Annotated in this window: 24 protein-coding genes and 1 pseudogene; 4 read left to right on the top strand and 21 right to left on the bottom strand. The window is 65.0% G+C overall.

All coding sequences use genetic code 11. From position 1 onward, the window contains the following. Positions 1-53 precede the first annotated feature (53 nt). The 3 genes from H6P80_RS13790 to smc are packed head-to-tail and all read left to right on the top strand — an operon-like array spanning position 54 to position 4,894. The gene (locus H6P80_RS13790) at positions 54-671 is read left to right on the top strand and encodes a DUF721 domain-containing protein (protein WP_235973886.1); all 618 of its coding nucleotides are present in this window, start codon (positions 54-56) and stop codon (positions 669-671) included. Further along, on the top strand, positions 671-1,402 hold the full coding sequence (locus tag H6P80_RS13785) for a DsbA family protein (RefSeq protein ID WP_235973957.1): 732 nt from the start codon (positions 671-673) through the stop codon (positions 1,400-1,402). Before H6P80_RS13790 ends, H6P80_RS13785 begins: the two co-directional genes overlap by 1 nt. A 51-nt stretch (positions 1,403-1,453) precedes the next feature. Next, the gene (smc, locus tag H6P80_RS13780; RefSeq protein WP_185801927.1) at positions 1,454-4,894 is read left to right on the top strand and encodes a chromosome segregation protein SMC; all 3,441 of its coding nucleotides are present in this window, start codon (positions 1,454-1,456) and stop codon (positions 4,892-4,894) included. Between the two features lie 3 nt (positions 4,895-4,897). Here the strand turns inward: smc and H6P80_RS13775 are convergent, their stop codons facing one another. The 14 genes from H6P80_RS13775 to H6P80_RS13710 form a co-directional block, all read right to left on the bottom strand. Beyond that, entirely contained in the window at positions 4,898-6,007 is a 1,110-nt protein-coding gene (locus H6P80_RS13775; RefSeq protein WP_235973885.1) for a glycerophosphodiester phosphodiesterase, read from the bottom strand. Between the two features lie 18 nt (positions 6,008-6,025). After that, positions 6,026-7,441 (bottom strand): peptide MFS transporter, encoded by a 1,416-nt coding sequence (locus tag H6P80_RS13770; RefSeq protein ID WP_185801926.1) that lies wholly within the window; start codon positions 7,439-7,441, stop codon positions 6,026-6,028. A 70-nt stretch (positions 7,442-7,511) separates the two neighbouring features. Beyond that, a complete protein-coding gene (locus tag H6P80_RS13765; RefSeq protein WP_185801925.1) occupies positions 7,512-7,967 on the bottom strand; it encodes a hemerythrin domain-containing protein in 456 nt (151 codons plus the stop codon). Between the two features lie 94 nt (positions 7,968-8,061). After that, entirely contained in the window at positions 8,062-8,271 is a 210-nt protein-coding gene (locus H6P80_RS13760; protein ID WP_185801924.1) for a dodecin, read from the bottom strand. Positions 8,272-8,337: 66 nt separating this feature from the next. Then, positions 8,338-8,712 (bottom strand): hypothetical protein, encoded by a 375-nt coding sequence (locus tag H6P80_RS13755; protein ID WP_185801923.1) that lies wholly within the window; start codon positions 8,710-8,712, stop codon positions 8,338-8,340. 100 nt (positions 8,713-8,812) lie between these two features. Continuing rightward, positions 8,813-9,364, bottom strand: coding sequence for a demethoxyubiquinone hydroxylase family protein (locus tag H6P80_RS13750; protein WP_185801922.1), 552 nt, complete (start codon positions 9,362-9,364; stop codon positions 8,813-8,815). Continuing rightward, positions 9,340-9,804: a disulfide bond formation protein B gene (locus H6P80_RS13745; protein WP_185801921.1), complete on the bottom strand. Its 465-nt coding sequence runs from the start codon at positions 9,802-9,804 to the stop codon at positions 9,340-9,342. Before H6P80_RS13745 ends, H6P80_RS13750 begins: the two co-directional genes overlap by 25 nt. Before the next feature lie 16 nt (positions 9,805-9,820). Continuing rightward, positions 9,821-11,158: a S41 family peptidase gene (locus H6P80_RS13740; protein WP_185801920.1), complete on the bottom strand. Its 1,338-nt coding sequence runs from the start codon at positions 11,156-11,158 to the stop codon at positions 9,821-9,823. Between the two features lie 95 nt (positions 11,159-11,253). After that, on the bottom strand, positions 11,254-12,465 hold the full coding sequence (locus H6P80_RS13735; RefSeq protein ID WP_185801919.1) for a murein hydrolase activator EnvC family protein: 1,212 nt from the start codon (positions 12,463-12,465) through the stop codon (positions 11,254-11,256). 4 nt (positions 12,466-12,469) lie between these two features. Further along, entirely contained in the window at positions 12,470-12,898 is a 429-nt protein-coding gene (locus H6P80_RS13730) for a 23S rRNA (pseudouridine(1915)-N(3))-methyltransferase RlmH (protein ID WP_185802149.1), read from the bottom strand. Beyond that, the gene (rsfS, locus tag H6P80_RS13725) at positions 12,895-13,242 is read right to left on the bottom strand and encodes a ribosome silencing factor (protein ID WP_185801918.1); all 348 of its coding nucleotides are present in this window, start codon (positions 13,240-13,242) and stop codon (positions 12,895-12,897) included. The genes H6P80_RS13730 and rsfS overlap by 4 nt, the downstream gene beginning before the upstream one ends. Before the next feature lie 50 nt (positions 13,243-13,292). Then, positions 13,293-13,925, bottom strand: a complete 633-nt coding sequence (locus H6P80_RS13720) for a nicotinate-nucleotide adenylyltransferase (protein WP_185801917.1) — start codon at positions 13,923-13,925, stop codon at positions 13,293-13,295. 5 nt (positions 13,926-13,930) lie between these two features. After that, a complete protein-coding gene (locus H6P80_RS13715) occupies positions 13,931-14,956 on the bottom strand; it encodes an aldo/keto reductase (RefSeq protein ID WP_185801916.1) in 1,026 nt (341 codons plus the stop codon). Positions 14,957-14,981: 25 nt separating this feature from the next. Then, on the bottom strand, positions 14,982-16,253 hold the full coding sequence (locus H6P80_RS13710; RefSeq protein ID WP_235973884.1) for a glutamate-5-semialdehyde dehydrogenase: 1,272 nt from the start codon (positions 16,251-16,253) through the stop codon (positions 14,982-14,984). Between the two features lie 88 nt (positions 16,254-16,341). Between H6P80_RS13710 and H6P80_RS13705 the strand changes: the two genes are divergently transcribed. After that, positions 16,342-17,478, top strand: coding sequence for a DUF3667 domain-containing protein (locus tag H6P80_RS13705; RefSeq protein ID WP_185801914.1), 1,137 nt, complete (start codon positions 16,342-16,344; stop codon positions 17,476-17,478). 54 nt (positions 17,479-17,532) lie between these two features. Here H6P80_RS13705 and ftsH read toward each other — a convergent pair whose 3' ends face one another. From ftsH to gntA, 7 genes and pseudogenes are all read right to left on the bottom strand, one after another. Further along, on the bottom strand, positions 17,533-19,488 hold the full coding sequence (gene ftsH / locus H6P80_RS13700; protein ID WP_185801913.1) for an ATP-dependent zinc metalloprotease FtsH: 1,956 nt from the start codon (positions 19,486-19,488) through the stop codon (positions 17,533-17,535). Between the two features lie 91 nt (positions 19,489-19,579). After that, positions 19,580-20,527, bottom strand: a complete 948-nt coding sequence (gene tilS, locus H6P80_RS13695) for a tRNA lysidine(34) synthetase TilS (protein WP_185801912.1) — start codon at positions 20,525-20,527, stop codon at positions 19,580-19,582. 40 nt (positions 20,528-20,567) lie between these two features. Further along, positions 20,568-21,449 (bottom strand): tol-pal system YbgF family protein, encoded by an 882-nt coding sequence (locus H6P80_RS13690; protein WP_185801911.1) that lies wholly within the window; start codon positions 21,447-21,449, stop codon positions 20,568-20,570. An 88-nt stretch (positions 21,450-21,537) separates the two neighbouring features. Next, complete coding sequence (locus H6P80_RS13685) at positions 21,538-22,371, bottom strand: helix-turn-helix domain-containing protein (RefSeq protein WP_185801910.1); 834 nt, start codon at positions 22,369-22,371, stop codon at positions 21,538-21,540. A gap of 104 nt (positions 22,372-22,475) precedes the next feature. Continuing rightward, positions 22,476-24,752, bottom strand: coding sequence for a phosphoenolpyruvate--protein phosphotransferase (ptsP, locus tag H6P80_RS13680; protein WP_185801909.1), 2,277 nt, complete (start codon positions 24,750-24,752; stop codon positions 22,476-22,478). Between the two features lie 81 nt (positions 24,753-24,833). Further along, on the bottom strand, positions 24,834-25,415 hold the full coding sequence (locus H6P80_RS13675; RefSeq protein ID WP_185801908.1) for a DUF1989 domain-containing protein: 582 nt from the start codon (positions 25,413-25,415) through the stop codon (positions 24,834-24,836). 80 nt (positions 25,416-25,495) lie between these two features. Next, a pseudogene (gntA, locus tag H6P80_RS13670) lies at positions 25,496-26,107 on the bottom strand (guanitoxin biosynthesis heme-dependent pre-guanitoxin N-hydroxylase GntA); the annotation flags it as partial. Positions 26,108-26,126 lie beyond the last annotated feature (19 nt).

Raw genomic sequence — 26,126 nt, 5'->3', positions numbered from 1 at the left:
GATTATCCACATCGGCGATGAAAGCTTGATAGCGACCATAGGGGCGCTATGGCATGAGCCTAGCCATGGCGAAAACCCGCAATATTTCGGGCAAAGACCCCAAAAAGGCGCCGCCGCGCAGCCGGCGTGCGCGCGCCGTGGGGGATATGGTGCCCAATATCGGCGCGGCGTCCTTTCGCCGGTTCGGGTTCGTCCAGAGCTCGGTGGTCAGCCGCTGGCCGGAGATTGTCGGCGATCGCTATGCCGAGGTTTCGACCCCCGAATCGATCCGCTTCCCGGCCGGGAAGCGTTCGAACGGCGTTTTGCGGCTGAATGTTGCCGGTGCCCATGCGACTATGATGCAGCATATCGAACCCGCTATCATTGAACGGGTGAACCGGTTTTTCGGCTATCCGGCCGTCAGCCGCATCGCGATCCAGCAGGGTCGTCCGCCCGAACCCGCCGAACGCAGACCGGCACCGCCCTCGTTGCGGCCCGTGCCCGCTGCGCTGGGCGATTCTCTTCGCGAGATTGCCGATCCCGAATTGCGCGCCTGTCTCGAAGGGCTGGCGGCTTCGGTCGTGGCGGTAGATAGCGCGCCCCGCCTCGATGCGAAGGCGCCGGTGCAGCAATTGCAGGTTAAGCGTCTCGGCGATATTGGCCGCGACGCAATCAATGGAGTGACCGAGTGATGAAGACCGTTCTGAAAACGTCCGCCCTGGCGCTTGCGCTTGCGATGACAGCGTCTGCCTGCAGCGGGGAAAGCTCCGCCAATGGCGGCCAAGCCAATGGCCCGGTGGTGGCCGATACCTCGCAAAACTGGGTCGAGACGGTCGAAAAGACCGAAGAAGGCGGTTTTCGCATGGGCAATCCGGATGCGGCGATCCGGATCGTCGAATATGGCTCGCTGACCTGCCCGCATTGCGCGGATTTCGCCGAGCAGAGCTTCAACCCATTGGTCGAGAACTATATTTCCCAAGGCACGGTCAGCTTCGAAATGCGCAATTTCGTGCGCGATCCGCTCGATCTCGCCGCTGCGCTGCTTGCCCGCTGCAACGGCGCTGCGCCCTTCTTCCAGCTCAACGAACGGCTGTTCGCCAACCAGGCCGCAATGATCACCCAGGTGCAGGGTGCGGGCGAAGCGCGCCTCCAGCAGATCGCGCAAAGCAGCGATCCGGTTCTCGGCTATGCCGAGGCGGCGGGGCTGATCCCGCTGGTCGGCGGCATGGGTATTTCCGAGACCCAGGCCCGCCAATGCCTTGCCGATCAGGATTTGGTGGGCGAGCTCGAAACGCTCCGCAATACGGCGCTCAGCGAGTATAATCTTTCCGGCACGCCGACCTTCCTGATTAACGGACAGGTTGCTTCCGGCGTCGTGACCTGGCCGCAGCTCGAAGCGCGGATCCAGGAGATGGTGCAGTAGCTTGCATGAAACCGGGCAGACATACGCCGTGACAGCCGGGGATAGTCTCCGATGCGTCTGAAACGGCTGAAACTTGCAGGATTCAAGAGCTTCGTCGATCCGACAGAGCTGAGGATCGAACAGGGCCTTACCGGCATTGTCGGCCCCAATGGTTGCGGCAAGTCCAACCTGCTGGAGGCGCTGCGCTGGACGATGGGCGAAAGTTCGCCCAAATCGATGCGCGGCGGCGGCATGGAGGATGTGATCTTCGCGGGCACCGATGCGCGCCCGTCTCGCGATTTCGCCGAGGTTTCGATTCTTGCGGAACGCCAGGAGGGGGACCAGCCCGAGGGCAGTACGATCCCGTTCGAGAGCGAAGTCGAGGTCGTTCGCCGGATCGAGCGCGGGGCGGGTTCCGCCTACCGCGTCAACGGTCGCGACGTGCGCGCCAAGGATGTCGCTTTGCTGTTCGCCGATGCCGCGACCGGCGCGCATTCGCCGGCGCTCGTCAGCCAGGGCAAGATCGGCGCGGTGGTTTCCGCCAAGCCCACCGAACGGCGGCAGATGCTGGAAGAGGCGGCGGGAATCGCTGGCCTTCATGTCCGCCGCAAGGATGCCGAGCAGAAATTGCGGGCCGCCGAAACCAATCTCTCCCGGCTCGATGACCTGCTCGCCGATATGGAACAGCGCGTCCGCGCGTTGAAACGGCAGGCCAGCCAGGCCCGGCGCTATCGCCAGCTCAGCGAGCAGATCGAAACCGGCGAAGCGCGGCTTGTCTTCGCGCGCTGGCGCGACGCGGCGGCGGCGGCGGAACAGGCCAAGGCGGAAGCGGAAACCGCGGAAGCCCGGGTCGCCGAGGAAAGCGAAAGCCAGCGGGCCGCGGCGGTCCATCAGGCCGAAGCGGCGCGCAAACTCGCCGAGCTGCGCAACGCCGCCGAAGAAGCCCGGGCCAAAGCAGCGTCGCTCGGCCATGAACTGGCAGCGCTCAAACAGGAACGCTCGGCGGTCGAGCGCCGTATCGGCGAACTGGTGAGCCAGCGCGAAAATCTCGCGCGCGACCGCAGCCGCGAGAATGAACTGGCAAGCGACGCGGCGGCGGCGCTCGAACGGCTCGAAGCCGAAGAACGGGATATCGCGGCGCGGCTCGAAGGCACCGATACGCGAAGGGCCGAAGCGGAAGGCGCGCTCGCCGAAGCGGAAGCCGTATCGCGGGAAGCCGAGCTTGCGATGGCACGGGCCCTGGCGGCGCAGGCCTCGCAACAGGCCGATTCGCGGGTCGCCGAGGCCAATGCCGAGAGCGCGCGCCACCGGCTCGAACGCGCCGAGGGCGAAGTCGAACGGATTGCCGCCGAGATGGCCGAACTCGGCGCGGTCGAACCGCTCGAAACCGCATTTCGCGATGCCGAAGCAAAACGCGAAGCGGCCGAGGCCCGGCTGACCGAGCTGGCCGAGGCGATCGAGGCCGCCGAAATGAGCCGCGAGGAAGCGGCGTCCGAGCGCGATCAGGCCGAAAGCGATACCGCCGGCGCGCGCGCATCGCTGTCGGCGCTCGAATCCGAGGCCCGGGCGCTGGCGAAAACGATCGAGGGAGAGGCCGAAGACAAGGCGCTCGGCCATATGAAGGCCGAAACCGGCTACGAGGCCGCGCTTGCCGCCGCGCTCGGCGAAGATCTCGACGCCGGGCTCGGAGAGAGCGGCGCGCGGCGCTGGTCGGGGTCGACGAGAGAAGCGGCCGATCCCCACTTGCCCGCCGGGGCCGAATGCCTGGCCGATCATGTTTCTGCGCCGTCACAATTGCTGCGACGTCTTTCGCAAATCGGCGTCGTCGAAACGGATGACGGATCGGCGGTTCTGGCGGTCGGCCAGCGGCTGGTGACCCGGGACGGCCGCCTGCGGCGCTGGGATGGCTATCTGTCGGAAGAAGACGGCGCGGCGGCTGCCGAGCGGCTCATCCGGGTCAACCGGCTCGAAGAAATCGGCGCGGCATTGCCCGACGCGCGCGAAGCGGTGGAGAGCGCCGCTGCACGGGCAGCTGCGGCGACCGCTGCGCTGACCGAGGCGCGCACGATCCTGGAAGATTCACGCGCGGCCCTTGGCGAAGCGGAAAATGTGGCGCGAACCGCGCTGCGCGAGGAAGATGCGGCCCGCGCGGCGATCGAACGCCTTGCCAGCCACCAGAGCGGGCTTGCGGAACGGCGAGGCCGGGCGCGCGACGAGCTCGAAGAAGCGAAAGCCGTATTGGAAGCCGCAGAAACGGCGATCGCCGGCCTGCCCGATCACAGCGAAACCGACCAGTCGGTCGAGAGGCTGAAGGGCGCGAGCGAGGCGGCGCGGCTGGTTCTTGCCGAAGCGCGCGCCGAAGCCGCGACGATTGCCCAGTCGATCGACGCCGACAAGGCACGCTTCGATGCGGCGCGGGCCGAGGCGGCGAGCTGGAAGAGCCGCGCCGGCGAGGCCGCCAAACGCGTCCAGGAAATGACCAAGCGGGCGGCCGAGGCGGAAACCGAAGCCGAATCGCTGGCCAACGCGCCCGAAGAGCTGGAAGCGAAAATCGTCGCGATGCAGGCGCAGTGCGAAACGGCGAACGCGGCGGCGGAAGAAGCGCGCACCGCCGAACGTTCCGGTGAGGAGCGGGTCGCGGAAACCGAAAGGCTGGCGACGGAGGCGGTCGAAGCACTTTCCGAGGCTCGCGAGACGCGCGCGGGCGCGCAGGCGCGTTTCGAAAATGCCGAAAGCCGTCGCCGCGAATTCGAACGCGTGGCGAGCGAACGTTTCTCCGCGCGGCCGGCCGGGCTCGCCGCGAAATTCGAATTCGATGCCGAAGAGATCGAGGAAGCCGAACGCGAATCCTATCAGCTCGACAAGCTCAAGGCCGACCGCGAGCGCATCGGCCCCGTCAATCTGGTTGCCGAGAGCGAGCTTGAGGAGCTGGAGGGCGAACGCGAAACCTCGATCGCCGAACGCGAAGAGCTGGGCCAGGCGATCAACCGCCTGCGCGGCTCGATCGGCAACCTGAACCGCGAAGGACGCGCGCGCCTGCTCGCCGCCTTCGAGGAAGTGGACAAGCATTTCCGGCGGTTGTTCGACACGCTGTTCCAGGGCGGCCGTGCCCATCTCGCGCTGATCGATTCAGAGGATCCGCTGGAGGCGGGGCTGGAGATCATGGCCCAACCGCCGGGCAAGAAGCTCGCGTCGCTTACCCTGCTCTCGGGCGGCGAACAGGCGCTGACGGCGGTCGCGCTGATCTTCGCGCTGTTCCTCACCAATCCCGCGCCGATCTGCGTACTCGACGAGGTCGATGCGCCGCTGGACGATGCGAATATCGAGCGCTTTTGCGAGCTTCTCGAAAAGATGAGCAGCGAGACCGACACCCGCTACCTGATCGTCACCCATAATGCGGTGACGATGTCGCGGATGGACAGGCTCTACGGCGTGACGATGGTCGAGAGGGGCGTCAGCCGCCTCGTCTCGGTCGATCTCGGAGGCGCGGAAACCCTGCTGGCCGCCGAATAGCCTTTAATTTTCGCCATTTTCCTGGGCCTCGCGAGCGAGTTCGCGCATCAGTCCGGGGCGTTCGAGCAGGTAGCGGGCATAGATGCCCTCTTCGGGATCGTCGGTGAAAATGCCATCCACGCCGGCCCGGAAAAAGGCGATCATCTCCTCGCTCGGCCGGCCATCGGCGCGCGGATCGTTGCCGACCCGAAAATTTGTGGGCAGGAAATGGTTTTCCGGCCGGAAGGTCCAGGGCACGACGAGCAGCCCGGCGGCATGGGCGTCGGCGACAAGGCTTGTCGGTTCGCCGAGCGCTCCGTCCTCCGTCCGAGCAATGACGCGATTTTTGGGCGGCCCGAGAATATCGGCATAGGCGGCGATCTCGGCGAGGCCGGCCGGCGACACCATATCCGCATAGGTCGTATCGGGGGCATCCGAGGGCCCCCCGGCATCGCCGACGAGCTGTACGAGCCGAATATCCGTAAGCGCGTTCAGCTGGACAAGCGGCGCGATCTCGAACGCCTGGATGAAGATCGGATCGTCGGCTGAGGCATATCCGGCCGCTGCCAGCTGCTCGATAAAGGCCTCTTCCATCGGCATCCCGATCGACCGGAAATAGCTCGGATGCTTGAGTTCCGGCATGAGGCCGACCGGCCGGTCCTGTCGCTGCACAAGCGCGAGGATTTCTTCCAGGGTCGCGATGGCGAATTGCCCGTCATAGGCCGCGCTGGCGGGCCTTAGCTCGGCTAGCGGTTCGCGGGCGCGCAAGGTGCGCAGTTCGGCCAAGGTAAAGTCCTCGGTGAACCAGCCGGTCACCGCCTCGCCATTATAGGTTTTGGTCGTATGCCGATCGGCGAATTCGGGATGGTCGGCGATGTCGGTCGTGCCTGAAATCTCGTGCTCGTGCCGGGCGACGAACACGCCGTCTCTGGTCAGCACGAAATCGGGCTCGATATAATCGGCGCCCTGGTCGATCGCGAGCTGATAGGCTTCGAGCGTATGCTCGGGCCGCTCGGCCGAGGCGCCGCGATGCGCAATGATCAGCGGCAGGGCGGCGTCATCGGTTGGCGCTTGGGCCATTATCGGACTGACAGGCAGCAGCGCCGCGAGAAGCAGCAGGCAAAGGGAACGCATCGGTCCATCTCCCGAATGTCAGGCGGATGCCTGGGCCGGCTTGTCCGGATCGTTGCCCGTTAATATTCGCCCGGCTGATAATTTGAACAGTACAAAACAGCATCCGGCCGTCAAGGCAAAGCCGGCATGCATCAGCCAGAAGCTTGTCGTCGGCATCGTTTCGTACCAGCCGCCAACCCAGCCGACGAGCGAATTGCCGAAGAAGAACGCCATGTAATAGAGGCCGATGACAGTGGCGTTGATCGCTTTGGGAGCGAGCTTCGCGAACAGCGCGAGGCTGATCGGCAGCATATGGGCGAAGCCGATCGAGTTCAGGACATGGAAGGCAACGGGCCAGAACATGCCGATTTTCTCGCCCTCGCCCTGGGTCGACGCCGCCATGAACAGGCAGAGCATCCCGCCGATGGAGAAGGCTGAACCGATAATGATCTTGGTGATCTCGTCGGGTTCGCGCCAATGCCTGGCATACCAGCGGTAAAAAAGCGCGACGAGCACGAGGAAGCTGACCGACACGATCGCGTCGAGCGTGATCAGCCAGGTCGTTGGCAACCGCGAGCCAAATAAGTTGAGATCGAACTGCTGGTCGCCCCAGACGAGATAGGCGTTGAAGATCTGGTTGTTGGGCACGATCGCGATCGCCATGACGGGAATCAGCAGCAGCAGCGCGATCACGGCAGGCCATTCGTCGCGCCGCAGCTTGGGCGCCTTTTCGATAGTATCGCGCGCGCCTTGCGGTTCGAAATGCTCGTCGGGGAGATATTTTTGTCCGGCGATATAGATTGCGAGACCGATCAGCATGCCGATGCCGGCGGCGCCGAAGCCCCAGTGCCAGCCAATCTTTTCGCCAAGCGTGCCGACAATGAAGGGCGAGGCGATGACGCCTGCATTGATGCCGAGATAGAAGATCTGGAAGGCGTCGGCGCGGCGCAGATCGTCCGGCTTGTAGAGCGATCCGACCTGGCTGGCGATATTGCCCTTGAACATGCCCGACCCGAGGACGAGGCAGAGCAGCGCGAAGAGGAAGCTGGCTTCGAAAGCCATGAGGAAATGGCCGAACGCCATGGTGATCGCGCCGAGCAATACGGTGCGGCGCTTGCCGAGTATCCGGTCGGCGAGCCAGCCGCCGAGGATCGGCGTCAGATAGACCGATGCGGCATAGGTGCCGAACACCGCCGAAGCGAGCGCTTGCCCCTCGATGCCGCCATAGAGCCGGCTGAACGGCTCGAACAGGAGCACGCCCTCCTCGCGCCCGTCGAGCAGCAGATAGTTGACCATGTAGAGGACGAGGAGCGCCTGCATCCCGTAAAAGGAGAAGCGCTCCCAGGCTTCGGTAAAGGCGAGATAGCCGAGCCCTTTCGGGTGGCCCAGAAAGGAGCGGTCGCCGACCGGTTCCTCCATGGCGGCGACCGCTTCATTGGCTTCGCTGACGCTCATCTCGTCATCCCCTCTCGGGAGGAGAGACTAGCGGTTGGGCGTGGCCCCACAAGGGGCAAGTTGACAAGCCCTATCCGGCGCGTTCGAGTTCGTCGGGTTTGCGCCGCTCGAATTTTGCGGCGAGTTTTTCCTCGGTCGCCTTGGAAAGATCCTTGGCCGCATGGACGAACATCTCGTCCTCCTCCTCGTCGATATGATGAAGGTAGCTGTCCTTCATGGTGCGGAACCGGGTGAGCCAGCCGGTCGAGGAGAAATCCATCTCCTCAAGCTCTTCGAGATAATCCTCGATCTCCTTGTGCTCGGCGACCGAATGCTGGGCATCGTCGCGCAGGTCGGGCTTTTCGAGCATTGTCGCATAGAGCGTTTCTTCTTCCGCCGCGGCATGGGCCGTCACTTCGGTCTTGAAGCGTGAAAACAGCTCCTTGCGGCCGTCACTGTCGCCATGCGTCTTGTCGATCTGGTCGAGAAGCGCGCGATGCTTGTCATGATCTTCCTTGAGCCGCGCGAAAATCGTTTCGTCTGCCATTGATGGGTTCCTTTTGCTTTTCCTCCCCCATAAACGCGCAAGCCGGGCTGCGGTTGCAGCCCGGCCTGGATTTCTTGAGGCGGGAAGGGCGACGTCAGTCCTGCAGTCGGAAGCCGATCCTGAGGGTCACCTGATAATGGGCAACCTTGCCGCCTTCGACATGGCCGCGGGTTTCGGTGACCTCGAACCAGCCGATATCGTGAACGGTTTTCGCCGCGCGCTCGACGGCGCCGCTGACCGCGTCTTCGATGCTCGTCTTCGACGTGCCGACGACCTCGGTGATCTTGTAGATGCTATCGCTCATATCCTGTCCTTTCCGTTGGGAGACAGGGGGAGAACGAAGGAGGGGCCGGTTTGGCTCCCGAAAAGGCTAGAATTCGAGCAGGGAGCCGCGTTCGGCACGCGCGGCCGTCAGCAATTGCTCGGTGCAGCCGGTAAAGCCGCCGGGGCCGACCGGCGAGCAGCTCATCGTGCCGCCGCGACCGACATATTCCACGCTTTGCGAGCGGGAGAGCCAGCTTTCATTCGCGGCAAGATCGCGGGTGTCCCGCAATTCCGGCGGAATACGGTAACGCTCGCTTTCGTCGCGGCGCACGCAGACGACGATGATTTCGCCGTTGCTGGTCGCGCATTCCTCGTCGCCATAGACGATCTGCATTCGGACATTGTTCTGCGCCGTGGCGGGCGCGGCAGGGAGGGCGGCCGCGGCAACAGCCAGCGCCGAAATTCCCAGAATGCGCGTCATACTCTTCCTCCCTTTCGCAGCGTCAACGCTACAGCCATTCGAAGCGTTCCCGCAAGATGGCCTATCCAATATTGCCTGTGCCTGAATTGCCGCCAACCGTTCAAATCCGCTTGGCGGCGGCGATGGCGAGCCGGCAGCCGAGGCGGATAGCGCCCGAAAAGAGTGGGTATCCGGGTGTTTCCTCGGCACCTTCGGCGATCGCCGTTTCCCGGTGTTCGACCTCTTCGGCCTGGAATTCGGCGATCATGTCGCTGAGTTCGGGGTCCGATTCGCCCAATTCGTCCAGCTGTTCGGCATAATGCCGGTCGATCTCGGTCTCGACCGCCGCGGTGCAGGCCATCGCCGCACGCGGGCCGAGCAGCGCCGATGCCGCGCCGAGCGCGAAGCCGGCGCGATTCCAGAAGGGCTGGAGCAGGGTAGGGCGGACGCCGCGCTCCACCGTCAGTTCGTCGAACCGTTCGCGGTGGCGGCGTTCCTGTTCGGCCATGCGCGCGATCGAGCGCGAGGCCGGATGGCGATCGCCCAGCACCGCAAGCTGCCCTGCATAGATGCGCGTCGCGCCATATTCGCCGGCCTGGTCCACCCGGATCATCGATTCGGTATCGGGCCGCGGGGTAGGGTGCGGGGTTACGCCTTGCGGGTCGTCAGCCATGCGATGACCATAGCAGCGCCGATCGAAATAATCGCGTTGAATCCGGCAAGCGAAATTCCAAACAACGTCCATTGGGGCTGGTCGCAGGAGATGATCGGCGCGGCGAGGATATCGTTCATGAAATCGCCCCCGCTGCTCGTCGTCGAACAGGTCGTCAGCCCTTCCCACCAGCCATATTCGACACCGGCATGGAACAGGCCGATCGCGCCGCTCGCGAAGATTGCGAGCGCGGCGAGCCAGAGCATGATCGTCCCGATCGGCTGGGCGCGCAGGAGAATCGCGAGCAGGGCGAGGGGCACCGCCGCATAATGCGGCCAGCGCTGCCAATGGCACATATCGCAGGGATAAAGGCCGCCGATATATTGCGAACCCAGCGCGCCCGCGAGCAGCGCCACGGGTGTGGCGAGAGCAAGCGTGCGGGCGAGCGCGTCAGACGTCATCGGCAGGTGCGGTGTCCTAGTTGCTGCGGCGCGGAGCGGAGGCGACGGCCGTGCGGGGCTGCCGCGCAAGCCGGGAAATCGTTTCCACAGCGTAATGAAGCTGGAAATCCGAAATGCCCTGCTCGGTCAGTTCCTCGGGCGTGGCCGAAAAGCGGGGATCGTCGCGGACGTCTTCCTCGATCACGTCTTCCTGGACCTCGGCCTCGTTGATCAGATGGCGCCGGAGATCGGCCTCGCGGAAGCGCGGGGCATCCCGCCAATCGGCATTGCTGAGCTGCGGCACCGCGATATCGGGCTCGATGCCGCCTTCCTGCACCGAATGGCCCGACGGCGTGTAATAGCGCGCCGTGGTGAGCCTGAGGGCAGTGTCCTGGGTCAAGGGCAGGATCGTCTGGACCGAACCCTTGCCGAAGGTCCGCTCGCCGATCACGAGCGCGCGGCGATGGTCCTGCAGCGCGCCGGCGACGATCTCCGATGCCGAGGCGGAGCCCGCATCGACCAGAACGACCAATGGCGCACCATTGGTGTCGTCGCCGGGTCGCGCATAATAGCGTTCGATATCGGCGCTATGGCGTCCGCGTTGCGAAACCACTTCGCCGCGTTCGAGGAACAGGTCCGATACGGCGATCGCCTGGTTGAGCAGGCCGCCGGGGTTCGAGCGCAAGTCGATGACATAGCCGAGCGTCCGGTTGCCGGTTTCCTGGTTGATCGACGCGATCGCGGCGCGAACCTCTTCGGCCGTGTTCCGGTTAAAGGTGTTGATGTTGATGATGCCGACCCGGTCTTCGACCGTGGAGGTGACGGCGTGCAGCTCGATCACCTCGCGCACGAGGGTGAAGTTGAGCGGCTCGTCGGCGCCCGGGCGGACGACGCGGACCTCGATCGAGGTGCCGGGCTCGCCGCGCATCTCTTCGACCGCTTCGTCGAGCGTGCCGCCGAAAATCAGCTCGCCGTCCAGATGGGTGATATAGTCGCCCGCGCGGATGCCGGCTCGGTCGGCCGGGGTGCCTTCGAACGGGGCAATAACCTTCACCGCGCCGTCTTCCATGACGACGGTGAGGCCCAGCCCGCCATATTCGCCCTGGCTTTGCGTGTTCAGCCGTTCGAACCCGGTTTCGTCGAGGAAGGAGCTATGCGGATCGAGGCTGTTGAGCATGCCGTTGATGGCGCCGCGCATCAGCTCTTCGTCGCTGACTTCGTCGACATATTCGGCGCGCACCCGTTCGAACACGTCCATGAACTGGTCCAGCTCGCGATAGGTATCGACATCGACGGCCGCGAGGGTCGCCGTGAAGGCGGGAATGAGCGCCAAGGTGCCGACGGCACCCAATGCACTGATAAACGGTCTTGCCATGGCTCTACTCTCTCAACTGATCGCGGCTAAATAGCCCTTTTTCGGGGCAGGGCAAAGCATATGCTGCCAACGGCCGATACTATGCCACCAGCGGCTTAACCTCGGCTTACAAGCGAGGAAATATCGACCGGGCGTCCATCCCGGCGCAATTCGACGCTGACAGTCGGGCGATCATCGCCGGCACGGCCTATCGGGGCGCCCTGTCGCACGACATCGCCGACACGGACGCTAATCGTCGCCAGATCGGTGATCAGCGTCGTCCAGCCGCCGCTATGATCGATAATCACGATCCGGCCATAGCCGCGAAAATCCCCGGCATAGCTTACCCGGCCCGCCGTCGGCGCGATCACCTGCGCGCCGGGCTGGGTGGCGATGGTGAGGCCGCGAGAACGGACGCCGGCATCGGAAATTTCGCCCAGGCCTTCGACGACCTCGCCCATTACCGGCAGGCGATAGGGCGGGCGCTGGCGCGCACGGGGCCGGGATGCCTGCTGCCGCGGGGCGTTCGCTTCGCCGGGCTGGCGGGGCCGGAGTCGGGGGCCGGGCAGGTCGATCAGGTCGTCGCGAATCTCGGCCTGGCGATCGAGTTCGCTCATCAGCTGGCGGATATCGTGCGCGTCTTCGCCGAGCGCCAGTACCCGGTCCGTCTCCATCATCGCCGCGCCCGCCAGCCGTTCGGCCTGCTGGCGCGAGGTCCGTTCGAGCGCGGCCAGCCGGGTTCGCCGCCCTTCGAGATCGCCCTGGCGCTGTTCCAGCACGGCGACAGCGCGGTCGGCCTGGAGGCGGAGATTGGCGCCGCGCGCAACTTCGGCGCGCAGCCCCTGGGTGCGCTCGCGGACGACGGGCAGGGTCGTTGCGAATAGCGAGCGGACATGGACGATGTCGCGGATGCTGCCCGGCTGGACGAGCGCGAGGCCCGGCGGGCGGCGGGCCATGGTCTGGAGCGCGGCGGTGAACCCGATGATCGCGCCCTGCCGCTCGGCGAGCCGGGCGCGCTGTTCGCGGCGCAGTTCCTCGATCAGCCGGATACGGCTCTGTGCGGCGCTGAGATCCGCCTCGGCGGCCTGGACTTCCGCGGCGGCGGCGGCCTGGGCGGCGGCGGCGCGTTCGGCCTCGCTCTCGGCCTCTTCGGCCTGGGTCTGGAACTGCTCGGCCCGGCGGCGGGCGATGGCGCGCTGGCGCAGCGCTTCCTGCAGGGCTTCGCCTTCGCTCGCGCTGGTCGCGACGAGCGCGCTATCCTGGGCGAAGGCGAACGGCGCGAGCGCCATCGAAAACAGCGCAGTCATGGCAAGAAGTCGCACCCACATCGCGCTATCCTTCGCGATGATAGGGATGGTTGGCAAGGATCGAGCTTGCGCGCCACAATTGCTCGGCGAGCATCGCGCGGGCCATCAGATGCGGCCAGGTCGCCTTGCCGAAGGCCAGCAGCAGGTCGGCGCTGCCCCGTTCTTCGATCGACAGCCCGTCGGCGGCGCCGATCAGGAAGCGGATTTCGCGCGCGCCTTCGTCGCGCCAGCGTTCGATCTGCCGGGCGAGCTCGACCGAGCCGAGCTGTTTGCCCTTTTCGTCAAGCGCGACGGTTTTGGCGGAGGGCGGTGCGGGCGGCGTCTTGCCGCCGCTGTCCGGCAATTCGGTGAGGGTCACGGGCCAGGCGATCCGCTCGACGTAGCGATCCACGAGTTCCGCCTCGGGCCCACGGCCGATCTTGCCGCGGGCAACGATGTGGAGCGAAAGGCTCAGCTATCGGCGGCTTCGGCCACTTCGCCGAAGCCCCACATGCGCTCCAGATTGTAGAAGCTGCGCACTTCCGGCCGGAAGAGATGGATGATCACGTCTCCGGCGTCGAGCAGCACCCAGTCTGCGGTCGGCAGCCCCTCGATGCGCACGGGATGGCCGGTTTCGGCCTTGATGCGTTCGGCGAGCTTTTCGGCGACGGCGGCGACATGACGGGTCGAACGGCCGCTGGCGATGACCATGTAATCGCCGATCGACGATTTACCGGCGAGCGGGATCGAGGTCACGTCCTGCGCCTGATCGTCATCCAAGGACTGCAAAATGAGCTGGTGAAGGTCTTCGGCCGGCATGGCCTCTGAACTCTTGAGCGTCGCAGCAGATGAAGCGGGCAAGATGTCTCCTATGGGATGCGCCTTCGCGTGACGGGGTCGCGCGAGGCTGTTGAGCGAAATGCAAGATGCCAAGACGGGTTGTCGCGCCGCAGGCTCGTGGCGGAACGGGGATCGGGTCGAAAGCGCAAAAGCACGAGCGCTGGCGGTCTCCAATCCGTCCAGTTACGCGACTGGCTTACGGGCCGGACGAAGCGCCGCAGCCAAGCCATGGCCGGGGCGGCCAAGGCGTCGTCATCATAGCCCGGGCGGGCAATCACGGCAATCACAATATGCCGGGCGATGCGGCGCCACGCTTTCCAGCGATGGAACTGGCCGAGATTGTCCGCGCCCATGATCCAGACGAACTGCCGTTTCGGATAGCGCCTGATCAGTTTTTCCAGGGTGTCGACCGTGTAGCGCGTGCCCAATTCGCGCTCGATCGCGGTCGGCCGGATGCGCGATCGACGCGCCTGCCTGCGGGCGGAGGCGAGCCGCGCGGAGAGCGGCGCCATATCCTTCGCGCCGTCTTTCAGCGGATTTCCCGGAGAGACCAGCCACCACAGCTCGTCCAGCCCGAGCGCGTCCATCGCGAACAGGCTGATCGCGCGGTGCCCGCCATGGGCGGGATTGAAGGATCCGCCAAGAAGGCCTGTCGGCTTCACGGGCGCTACGCGTTGGGATCCCGGTAGCTGCCCTGTCGCTCGAACATCCAGCCCGGATATTCCTTCGGCAGCTGGCTGACCGTGTCGAGCTTTTCCATGTCCGCATCGGTCAGCGCGACGCCGCAGGCGCCCAGATTGTCGTCCAGCTGGTCCTTGCGCTTGGCGCCGACGATGACGCTGGTCGTCACATCCTGCTTCAGCAGCCAGGCGATGGCGATCTGGGGTACCGTCGCGCCGTGCGCCGCGGCGATTTCCCGCATGACGTCGATCGCGTCATAGGCGCGGTCCCGGTCCACCGGAGGGAAATCGAAACTGGCGCGGCGGCCGTCGGTTCCGGCTTCGTCCTCGCGCGAATATTTTCCCGAGAGCAGGCCGCCGGCGAGCGGGCTCCAGACGAGCAGTCCGAGCCCTTCGGACTGCATCATCGGCACGATTTCGCGTTCCAGATCCCGCCCGGCGATCGTGTAATAGGCCTGGACGGTTTCGAAGCGCGAATAGCCGTTGGTCGCCGCGATGCCGAGCGCCTTGGCGATCTGCCAAGCCGCCCAGTTCGATACGCCGATATAGCGGACCATGCCGGAGGACACGAGGTCCTCGAAGGCGCGCAGCGTTTCCTCCATCGGCGTCGCCGGGTCCCAACCATGGATCTGGTAGAGGTCGATATGATCGGTCTGCAGGCGTTCGAGGCTCGCTTCGGCCTGGTTCATGATGTGATAGCGCGACAGGCCCTTGTCGTTGGGGCCTTCGCCCATCGGGCCGAGCACCTTGGTCGCGATCACCACGTCGCTGCGCGCGATGCCGAGATTCTTGAGCGCCTGGCCGGTGATCTCCTCCGACATGCCCTCGGAATAGACATTGGCCGTATCGAGAAAGTTGATTCCGCCGTCTATGGCCGTCTTCACCAGTTCGTCGGCTTCGTCCTGCGGCACCTGGCCGACAACCTTGAACAGGCCCTTGCCGCCGAACGTCATGGTGCCGAGGCACAGCTCGGAAACGAAGAGGCCGGTCGTGCCGAGTTTGTTGTAGCGCATCGAAATTTCTGCCTTTTTGAAAGGTTCAGGGGCGGATCGCACCGTCGCCGCGGGCGATCCATTTATAGGTGGTGAGCCCTTCGAGCGCGACCGGGCCGCGCGCGTGGAGCCGCCCGGTGGCGATGCCGATCTCGGCGCCCAGCCCGAACTCGCCGCCATCGGCAAACTGGGTCGAGGCATTGTGCATGACGATGGCGCTGTCGACGCGGTTCAGGAATTGCGCTGCGGCATCCGCATCCTCGGTGACGATGGCGTCGGTATGGCCCGAACCATGGGCGGCGATATGGCCTGTCGCAGCGTCCATATCCTCGACGATGGCGACCGAAAGGATGGGCTCCAGATATTCGGTGTCCCAATCTTCGTCGCTGGCGGCGGCAACCCGACCGTCGAGCGCCTGTACCGCCGCATCGCCGCGCACTTCGCAGCCGGCTTCGATCAGCGCGCCGATAACCGGCGCGGGATCGGCAAAGCCCTTGTCGATCAGCAAGGTCTCCATCGCCCCGCAAATGCCGGTGCGGCGCATCTTGGCGTTGACCGCAATGGCTTCGGCCATTTCCGGATCGGCGGCGGGATGGAGGTAAACGTGGCAAATACCGTCGAGATGGGCGAGCACCGGGACGCGCGCCTCTTCCTGCACGCGGGCGACAAGCCCCTTGCCGCCGCGCGGCACGATGATGTCGATCAGCCCGCTTGCACGCAGCATCGCGCCGACGGCGGCGCGATCGGTGGTCGGCACGAGCTGGATCGCATCCTCGGGCAGGCCGGCTTCCCCGAGGCCCGCCATCAGGCACTCATGGATCGCGCGATTGGTTTCGATCGCTTCGGAGCCGCCCCGCAATATCGCGGCATTGCCGGCCATCATGCAGAGCGCGCCGGCATCGGCCGTCACATTGGGCCGGCTTTCATAGATGATGCCGACAACGCCCAGCGGAACGCGAACGCGGCTGAGCTTCAGGCCGTTAGGCGGCGTGCTTTCATCGATTAACTGGCCGACGGGATCGTCGAGCCTGGCCACGGCTTCGAGCGCCGAGGCGACGCCTTCGATGCGGGTGGGGTCGAGCTTCAACCGATCGAGCATCGCTGCGCTGAGACCATTTTGGGTGGCGCGCTCTACATCGCCGACATTCGCCGCCAACACGGCTTGCTCCGCGGCGCGCAGGGCGCGTGCGGCGGCCTCCAACGCTGCCGCCTTGGTCGCGGTTGGCGTCTGGGCGAGCGTTGCGGCGGCCTTGCGGGCGCGCCGTCCCATATCGTCGATCAGTGCTTCGGGGTCCTGGATGGGGCTATGTTGGTTCATGGCCCCGCCCATAACATGGCGGATGCTGGGCGTGAACGGCTATCGACGAAGGCGCGAAACGCGCTAATAAGCGGATCGGGGGCTGCCTATGGACAATGACATCGAAGGCATTGGCGAAGCCGTTACCGGCGCGCTGGCCGCGCGCGCGGTGGAACCTGCGCATGGCGAGGGCGGTTCAGAGGGTGAACGGCTCTGCGCCAATTGTTCGACCGTCCTGATCGGCACCCATTGCCATTTGTGCGGCCAGAAGGCGCATATCCACCGTTCGATCGGCGCGATCGGGCATGACCTGATGCACGGCGTGCTGCATCTCGACGGCAAGTTCTGGCGCACCATGCCGCTGCTGATCCTCCGTCCCGGTGAGCTGACCCGCCGCTTTGTAGATGGCGAGCGCGCGAAATTCGTTTCGCCGCTCGGCATGTTCCTGTTCGCGATCTTCCTGATGTTCGCGGTGTTCCAGATTTACGGCGTGTCGCTCTCCAATATCGATGTCGACAGTGTATCGACCGAGCTCGCGCAGGAGGAATTCGAAAACCAAATTGCCAACGTGCGTGAGGAACGCGCCCGTCTCGATCGAGAGCTGGCTGTGCTCGAAAGCCAGCCGGATCGGCAAGCGGACGCCGATGCGCTTCGGACGCGGCTCGAAAATTTCGACGGCCGTATCGAGGAACTCGACATAGGACAGAGGCATCTGGACACCGTGATTTCAAGCACGACCGGCGAAAATGTGGGACCAGTCGATGGTAACGGCAACCCAACCGGCACCAACGATTTGCGCAACCTCAGTACTGGCTGGGATCGGCTGGATTACGGGATCGAGAAAATCCGCGAAAATCCGAGCCTCGCGCTCTACAAACTGCAGGCCAACGGCTATAAATTTTCCTGGCTGCTGATCCCGCTATCGGTGCCGTTCGTGTGGATCCTGTTCTTCTGGACGCGGCGGTTCCGCATGTACGACCATGCGGTCTTCGTCACCTATTCGCTGGCCTTCATGTCGCTGTTCGCGGTGGTGCTGACGGTGCTGGGTTTTATGGGACTGGGCGGCGGATGGATCGTCGGTGCCGTGTCGATCATTCCGCTGCTGCACATGTATAAGCAGCTCAAATATGGCTATCGTCTGACGCGCCTCGGCGCATTGATACGCACGGCCCTGCTTGCCAATTTCTGTTTCATTACCGCATCGATCTTCTTCGTGATGCTGCTCGGCATCGGCGCGCTGGGCTAAAAAAAGGCCCGCCGGTGAGGGCGGGCCTTCGATCGATTCACGCGTCGCCGGCGATCAGGCGCCTTCGGGCGCGGGGCCGCCGAATGGCCGTTTTCGCGGCGTGGTTTTGGGAATGCTGGAACCGCCGGAGGTTTGCGGCGCCGGCATGTTGCCGCGATCGTCGCCCCGGCCGATATCCTCGCCCGCAATGGCGAGCTTCGCTTCCTCGCCGCTCAGCGTTTCATATTCCAGCAAGGCGCCGGCCAGCTTGTGGAGCTCGTCGAGATTGTCCGTCAGCACCGCGCGCGCAGTCCCTTCGGCTTCCTCGATCAGGCGGCGGATTTCGGAATCGATGACCTTGAAGGTTTCTTCCGAAACCTGCTGGTTGCGCGCGACGCTGTGGCCGAGGAACACCTCGTCCTGATTGTCGCGATAACGCAGCCAGCCGAGCTTCTCGCTCATGCCATATTCCATCACCATTGCGCGGGCCATGTCGGTCGCCTGCTGGATGTCGTTCGCCGCGCCTGTGTTGAGCGAATCTTCGCCATAGATCAGCTGCTCGGCGATACGCCCGCCAAAGGCGAGGGCGAGCCGCGCCTTCATCTGCTCCATCGACATCGAATAGCGATCGCGATCGGGGAGGTTCCAGGTCACGCCGAGCGCGCGTCCACGCGGGATGATCGTCACCTTGTGGAGCGGATCGCAGCCTTTGACGTGGAGCGAAACGAGCGCATGGCCGGCTTCGTGATAGGCGGTCGCGCGCTTTTCGTCTTCGGTCATGATCATGGATTTCCGCTCCGAGCCCATCATCACCTTGTCCTTGGCTTCCTCGAACTCGTCCATCGCGACCAGGCGTTTGCCCTTGCGTGCGGCAAGCAGCGCGGCCTCGTTGACCAGGTTGGCGAGATCGGCGCCGGAGAAACCCGGCGTGCCGCGCGCGATCGTGCGCGCATCCACATCGGGGGCCAGCGGCACTTTTTTCATATGGACGTCGAGGATTTTCTCCCGGCCTTCGATATCCGGCTTGGGCACGACGACCTGGCGGTCGAAACGACCCGGGCGCAGCAGCGCCGGATCGAGAACGTCGGGGCGGTTGGTCGCGGCGATGATGATGATGCCTTCATTCGCCTCGAAGCCGTCCATCTCGACGAGCAACTGGTTGAGCGTCTGTTCGCGCTCGTCATTGCCGTTGCCGAGCCCGGCGCCGCGATGGCGGCCGACCGCGTCGATCTCGTCGATAAAGACGATGCACGGCGCGTTCTTTTTGGCCTGTTCGAACATGTCGCGGACGCGGCTGGCGCCGACGCCGACGAACATCTCGACAAAGTCGGAGCCGGAAATGGTGAAGAAGGGCACGCCCGCTTCGCCCGCGATCGCGCGTGCAAGCAGCGTCTTGCCGGTGCCGGGCGAGCCGACGAGCAGCGCGCCTTTGGGGATCTGGCCGCCAAGCCGGGAAAATTTGCCGGGATCCTTCAGGAACTCGACAATCTCCTGCAGCTCTTCGCGTGCCTCGTCGATGCCGGCGACGTCGTCGAAGGTCACCTTGCCTTGCCGTTCGGTGAGCATCTTGGCCTTGGACTTGCCGAAGCCCATGGCACCGGAACCGGCATTTTTCTGCATCTGGCGGATGATGAAAAAGGCGATGCCGAAGATCAGTACGAAGGGCAGAAGGTTGACGAGGATATAGCCCCAGATGCCCATGCGCTCCTCGGTACGGCCGCTCACCTCGACGCCGTTGTCGCGCAGCGTTTCCTCGGGCAGCGGGACGCCGGGCAGGCGGTTGGTGCGGAACGTCGTCTGGTCGGTCAGCATGCCCTGGAGAAAGGTTTCGTTGATCTCGACCGACTGGACCTCGCCCTGTTCGACGCGGTCCATGAACTCGGTATAGCTCAAGGTATCGTCGGCGGTGGCGCCGCCGCTGTCGAACATGGTCACGAACAGGATCAGGGCGACAAGAATGCCCGCCCAGATGAACAGGCTTTTCACCCAGGGATTCGTGCCGCCTTCCTGCGGATCGCGATCGTCATTCATAATAATTGGCCCTTTAGTTGCAGCCAAAATAGGATTTTGCGGTGAAAAGACAATCAACGGGTAAAGATGAATAGCGTGTGAGCGGGGCGGACTATCCCGTCCGGCGGGCGGGAGCCTTGGAAAATCGCCAATTTCCCTGCTTATCCGGGGCGCAGAGAATTTCACCGATCGTCGCCTTTTCGCCGCGCCGGAGCGTCGCGAGAAGCCGGTCGAGCGCCGGGCCGCGCGGCGCGATATCCGGATCGAGGGATTCGAGGCAGTGGAGCACGAGCCGCCGGAGGAGATCGCGCGGATAGTCGGTCCGGGCGAGAATCAGATTTTCGCCGACGCGCTCGACATGGGCTTTCGCCTCCCGGTCACGGGCCCATTGCAGCGCCTCCCCCGCTTCGCGCGCGGCCGTCATCGCCCGCTCGACGAGAGCGGGATCATAGTCGGGCAGATCGCGGAGGGCCTTGCGCAACCGGACGCGGTCGAAACCGTCATCGCTATTGCTCGGATCCTCGATCGCCGCGATGCCGTGCGCCCGGACATATTCGACAAGCGCGGCTTTCCGCATGGCAAGCAGGGGGCGGACATAGCGGCCGTTGACGGGGCGGATGGCGGAAAGGCCTTCGATCCCGCTGCCGCGCATCAGGCGCATCAGCACGGTTTCGATCTGGTCGTCGGCATGATGGGCGGTCGCGACCCAGGCAAGGCTCTCTGCCTCGCTCCACGCATCGAGCAGGGCGTAGCGCGCGGCGCGCGCCGCCGACTGGATATTGCCGGCGATCGGCTCGGGCGGCGACAAGATGGCGTGCGGCACGTTCAGCCCCTCGCAAATCCGCGCGACATGGGCGGCCTCCGCGGCGGCTTCCGCGCGCAGACCGTGATCGACAGTCGCGGCGGCGATGGCATCGGGCCAGGCCGCATGGGCGAGCAGCAGCAGGGCCAGGCTGTCCGGTCCGCCCGACACGGCCAGGCCAAGACGCGTGCCGGGGCTCGGCGCGGCGCCGGTCAGCGCTTCGAGAGCGTCGCGGAATCGGTCGGGCAACGGGGCCATCGGGTTGCTTTAGCCCCGCATCGGCGGAATTGCGAAGCGCCTAGCGGCACCCCGCGGTTTCGCGCGCCGCGGGGACCTGTTCGCGGATCGTGCTGCGCAGCCCCTCGCCATAGACATCTTCCAGTTCGTCGAAGGCCAGGCAGGCGCGATCGTTATAGTTGAGTTCGGTCAGCGCGACGCCGAGGAAGAACAGGCTGTCGGCCGCGCGATCGCCATTGGGAAGCTCCTGATAGTTGCGCACGAAGATCTCGGTCGCATTGGCGGGCTTGGCATCGTCCAGATAGGCGCGGCCGAGCAGGTTGCGCGCATAGCTTTCGAACCGGTGGCCGGGGAATTGATCGACCGTGTTGCGCAACTGGACGCGGGCTTCCTCGAAACGGCCGTCGCGCCACAGGCGATAGCCGCGAACATAGGACGCTTCGCCGGGATCGTCGGGCAGAGGCGGTTCGGTACCGGCGGCCCGGACGGGCGCATCGGGCGGCAGCGTGGTCTCCGCCGCTTCGCCTTCGGGCGCGGTGAGGGTTTCGCCTTGCACCGGCGGTTCGAGTTCGAGCGACGGCGCGACATTCGCCGTGGTTCCGCCGCCCTGCAGCGCTTCCACCATCGATCGCAGCTGACGCAGTTCGTAGCTGTTTTCCTCGACCTGGCCGGTCAGCGTGGCGAGCTGGCGTTCGAGCGAATTCACCCGGTCGGTCAGGCCGGTGATCGGCGATCCGGCGGGGCTGCCGGCGGGGCCGGCCTGGGCGCCGGGCTGGATTTCGGGCTCGAAGAATTCGGGGCTGCCGCCGGGGAAGATGCGGCGCTGCAACGCGCGGACCTCGCGTTCGATCCTGTCGACGCGGCGTTCGACATCGCCGCTCTGCGCCATAGCGGGCGCGGCAAGGCTCGTCGTCAAAAGTGCGACAATCAGCAGGTGGCGCATGCGTATCTCCCTCGATCCATTCCGGTCATGCCTAACATGCGTCTTTTGACGCCGCTATCCTGTCGGCACCATGAAGCACAGGTTCGGGTTATTCCGGCCCGGCGGGCGTGTCGATTTCGGGCGGCGCAGGCTGCGGCCTTGGCCGCGCAAGGTCTGCCGGCAGCAGGCTTATACCGGAGATGATCGTATCGGGCGGGCCGAGCGGATCCACGGCCGTCCCGCCGACGGTGACGCGCAAGGCATTGGCGCGGCCGGTGCGGATCACGGGCTGGCGCGCGGTCGCCGGGATTTCGTAGCGGTCGCCGGCCTGCATCTCGGTTTCATAGATGCGGACGCCGCTTTCCCCTTCGTCTATCCGCAGCCAGACGGTGTCGGTCGCCTCCAGCACGACTGTTCCATTGGCCGGCGCCCGTGCCGGCGGCGCGGCGCTTCTGGTGGCAGGCGGGGCTTCCGCGGTCGGCTGGGCGTCGGTGCCGGCGGCCATCCTCGCGCGGTCGTCTTCGTCCATGCCGAACAGGCCGCTGCGCCACAGCGCATAGGCGGCGATCAGCAGCAGTGCGATCGCGGCAGCGATCCAGGCAAGGCTGCGCGGCGGCACGCGCGCCGGATCGGTCGGTTCGAAATAATCGCCGACGGTCTCGCTGACCGGGCGATAGTCGATTTCCTCGCGAAACGCCCGGCCCAGCGCTTCCGCATCGAGCCCGACGGCGCGCGCATAGGATTTGACGAAACCGGTGCTGTAGGTGGGGGCGGGGAGGGCGTCGTAATTGCCGGCCTCGATATTTTCGAGCGCTCGCAAGGGAATACGGGTCGATCGGGCGATTTCGTCCAGCGCGACGCCCTGGCTCTCGCGGGCTTCGCGAAGCTGCGTTCCGACCCTGGTCTCGAACAATGCGGCGTCTTCGCCACTTTCTTCCGACATTTGCGTCCCCTTGGGCGGGCGCTTTCGGGCGCGCTACCTCCATTAAAGCTTTCGCAACCCCGGCGCGTTTCTGTCAAGCGCTCCGCAGTCCAGAGCGTGGACGGTCAGGCGATTGCGACGGATCTCTGCGTCGCCCAGTCGAGCAGCGCTTCGCGCATGTCGTCGGGCGGATAGGCCAGCCATTCGTCCATCTGCTCTTCCAGCGCGCCGCAATCGAGCGAGCGGACCATGGCCTTGATCGAACCCACCGCTGCCGGCGTGATCGACAGCCGGTCGATGCCGAGGCCCAGCAGCGCCATCGCCTCGATCGGCCGTCCGCCCATTTCGCCGCATACCGTGGTCGGCACGCCCGCCTCGTTCGTCGCTTTCGAGACGCGGCGCAGGAAGCGCAGGATCGCCGGGCTCAGCCAGTCGTAGCGGTCGGCGATGCGCGGATCCGCGCGGTCGGCGGCGAACAGGAACTGGGTGAGATCGTTGGTGCCGATCGACAGGAAGTCGAGCCGCGGCAACAGGACATCGAGCATCTCGGCGAGCGCGGGAACTTCGAGCATGCAGCCATAGCGGATCTCGCTCGGAAGCATGTGGTGATGATCCTCGAGCCACACCCGCTGCGCTTCGACCAGGGCCCGGGCCTCGTCGAATTCCCAGGGTTCGGAAACCATCGGGAACATGACGTTCAGCACCTTGCCCGCCGCGGCCTCGATCAGCGCGCGCGCTTGCACCTTCATCAGGCCTTCACGGTCGAGCGCCAGCCGCAGCGCGCGCCAGCCCATCGCCGGATTTTCTTCCTGGCCCGCTTCCTGGCGCAGATAGGGCACGGCCTTGTCGCCGCCGATATCCAGCGTGCGGAAGATGACCGGCTTCTTGCCCGCCGCATCGAGCACGTCCTTGTACAGTCGCAGCTGCGCTTCGCGGCGGGGAAGGGTATCGGAAACGAGGAACTGGAATTCGGTGCGGAACAGGCCGATGCCGTCGGCGCCGGCCACTTCCAGCCCCGCGACATCCTCGCGCAGTCCGGCATTGACCATCACGGTGATGCGCTTCCCGCATTTGCTGATCGGCTCGACATCGCGCAGCGCGGCATATTCGGCGCGCTTCTGCTGCATCCGGGCGAGTTTCGCCTCGAACGCTTCGACCATGGTCGCCGAGGGGCGAACATCCACGCTGCCTTCCTCGACATCCAGCAGCAGCTCGTCGCCTTCGTGGATCAGGCGGCGGACATGCGCCACGCGGCCGAGCACCGGCACGCCCATCGCGCGCGCGACGATGGTGACATGGGCGGTCAGCGATCCTTCCTGGAGGATCACGCCCTTCAGCCGCCGCCGGTCATATTCGAGCAGTTCGGCAGGCCCCAGATTGCGCGCGATCAGGATTGAGTCCGATCGCAGGCCCAGCTGCGCCGCCGTTCCCAGTTGCCCCGCGACGATCCGGATCAGCCGGTTCGACAGATCCTCAAGGTCATGCATCCGCTCGGCGAGCAGCGGATCGTCGATCTCGTGCATCCGCGACCGGGTGCGCTGCTGGACGCGCTCGATGGCGGCTTCGGCGGTGAGGCCGGAATCGATCGCCGCGTTGATCCGGCGGCTCCAGCCCTCGTCATAGGCGAACATCTTGTAGGTTTCGAGCACATCGGCATGTTCGCCGCCGGCGCCGAACTCCGCCTGGTTGGTCATCGCGTCGATCTGCTCGCGCATCTTGCGGAAGGCGGCGTAGACGCGCTGGCGCTCGGCCTCGGTATCCTCGGCGACCGTGTGTTCTACATTGACGCGCGGCTGGTGGAACACGGCCGTGCCGCGCGCCATGCCCATGACGAGCTTTTGCCCGTCGAGCCGCATCGCGCCGGTTTCCCGCGCGGCATCGGACTCGCTCGCGCTGTCGTCGATCAGTTCGGCGTTCGAGATCAATTCGGCAAGCACCATGGCAACGGTTTGCAGGGCTTCGGTCTCAACGTCCTCATAGGGACGCGGATCCGTATGCTGGACGGCGAGCACGCCGACCGGACGCTCGCGGTAGATGATCGGAACACCCGCGAAGCTGTGATACATTTCCTCGCCGGTTTCCGGCTTGTAGGCGAAATCGGGATGCGAGGTCGCCTCGTCGAGGTTCAGGATGCGACCGGACTTGGCGATCACGCCGACCAGCCCTTCGCCCAGCGCCATCTTGGTCACATGGACGGCGTCCTGGTTCAGGCCGCGCGTCGCATAGAGTTCGAGCACGCCCTCGCGGAGCAGGTAGATCGAGCAGACTTCGCTATCCAGCGCCTCGCCGATGATCTCGACGACCCGGTTGAGCTTGCCCTGCGCATGGGTGCGCGAGGCCATCACATCGTGAAGGCCGGTCAGGATTTCGCGAGAGGAGGTCGTTGCTTCGGCGAAACTCATGGCAAAGCGGTTAGCAGAGCAGGCCGGGCGGCGCTATTGCGGATGTGTGAACGGCGACGGGGTTTCTCTCATGCCACCGCCTCACGCGATCAGATAATCTATCGGCTTGAACGAACCGCCATTGGAGAGCGGCGCCGAACAGGCGGTGAGGCCGATAATCAGGTCCATCCGCGCTTCGATGACGAAACGGTCTCCCGCCTTGCTGAGTGGCGGCTCGACGCTGATGGCCCCTGTCTCTCCGTCGACCGGAACATTCATGAAAATATTGAAGGCGACGGGTATCTGGTCCGGAGCGATGCCGAAAGGTTCCAGCGCGGCGGCGAGGTTTCCGAAGCAGCCGCGATGGGGCTGGTCGTCTCCGTAAAGCTTGCGAAACATCTCGGCGGAACAGGGCGTAAGCAGGAAATCGTGTCGGCCGACATCGTCCTCGACGATCTCGAACATCACATTGCTGCGGTTGGAATAGACCGGATCGCCGGTCGTGAAGAAAATGCGCGAAGCATAGTCGATCGTCCGGCCGTTGGAGATCACTTCCCGGCTGTCGGCTGCGCTGAATGCGCACAGGTCCGCCACCTGTCCGCCCTCGGGATCGATGACCGTTAGCCGCTGGCCCTTTCGCAAGCGAAAGGCGGCCCCCGAACGGGGCGGGATATGCTGGATCATCGCTTTTCGCCCGTGCGCGGATTGAAGGGGCATTTCCAGTCCTCATCGACCTTGCGGCCGCTATATTGGCGGGCTTCCGAAACGCTGCCGTGACGGGCCAGCATCGGATTGACCGATCCCGACCAGCGTTCGTCGCGGCCCAGGATCGCCTTGCGCATTTTCTCGTACCGGCCATCGGCGCGCAACCGGTGGAACTGATCGTGCAGGTTGAAGACCAAGGTCGGTTTCTCGAAACGCCGCGCCTTGCGGCTGGCACGGGGATGCAGCCCGACGATGAAAAAGGCATTGCCGCCGATGCTCAGGGCGAAATCCGGGCTGTCGGGATCCGGGCTGACACGCTCGTCATAGGACGAACTCAGCCACATATCCTTGTCGTGAAGCGATTGGACACGCGCCCACAGATTGCGCTCGAAGGCCGCCTCGTTGAGCATCACCGGCGTATCGAAAATCGCGACGAAGCTCGTGAAAAGGCGCGGGTTGCGCCGGTAGCGACGGCCGAACTCCTGTAGCGCCATTATCAGCGCCAGGTCGTCCCATGCGGAGCAGAGGTTGCTTCCGTGATAATATTCGACCTGCCCTTGGGCGACCGCGCTTTTCGCGCCGACGCAAGGATAGGCGGGGTTGGAAATGAACCGTTCGAAACGGCGCTCGATTTCGCGCAACTGCTTTGCCGGCCGCCGCAGGGTGCGCACGGGGCTGGAAGCGGCGCCC

It is taken from the genome of Parasphingopyxis marina (genome assembly GCF_014237875.1).
Lineage (GTDB): Bacteria > Pseudomonadota > Alphaproteobacteria > Sphingomonadales > Sphingomonadaceae > Parasphingopyxis > Parasphingopyxis marina.
Note: the sequence above shows the minus strand (reverse complement) of the source record. Positions and strands in the feature narration are given on the sequence as shown.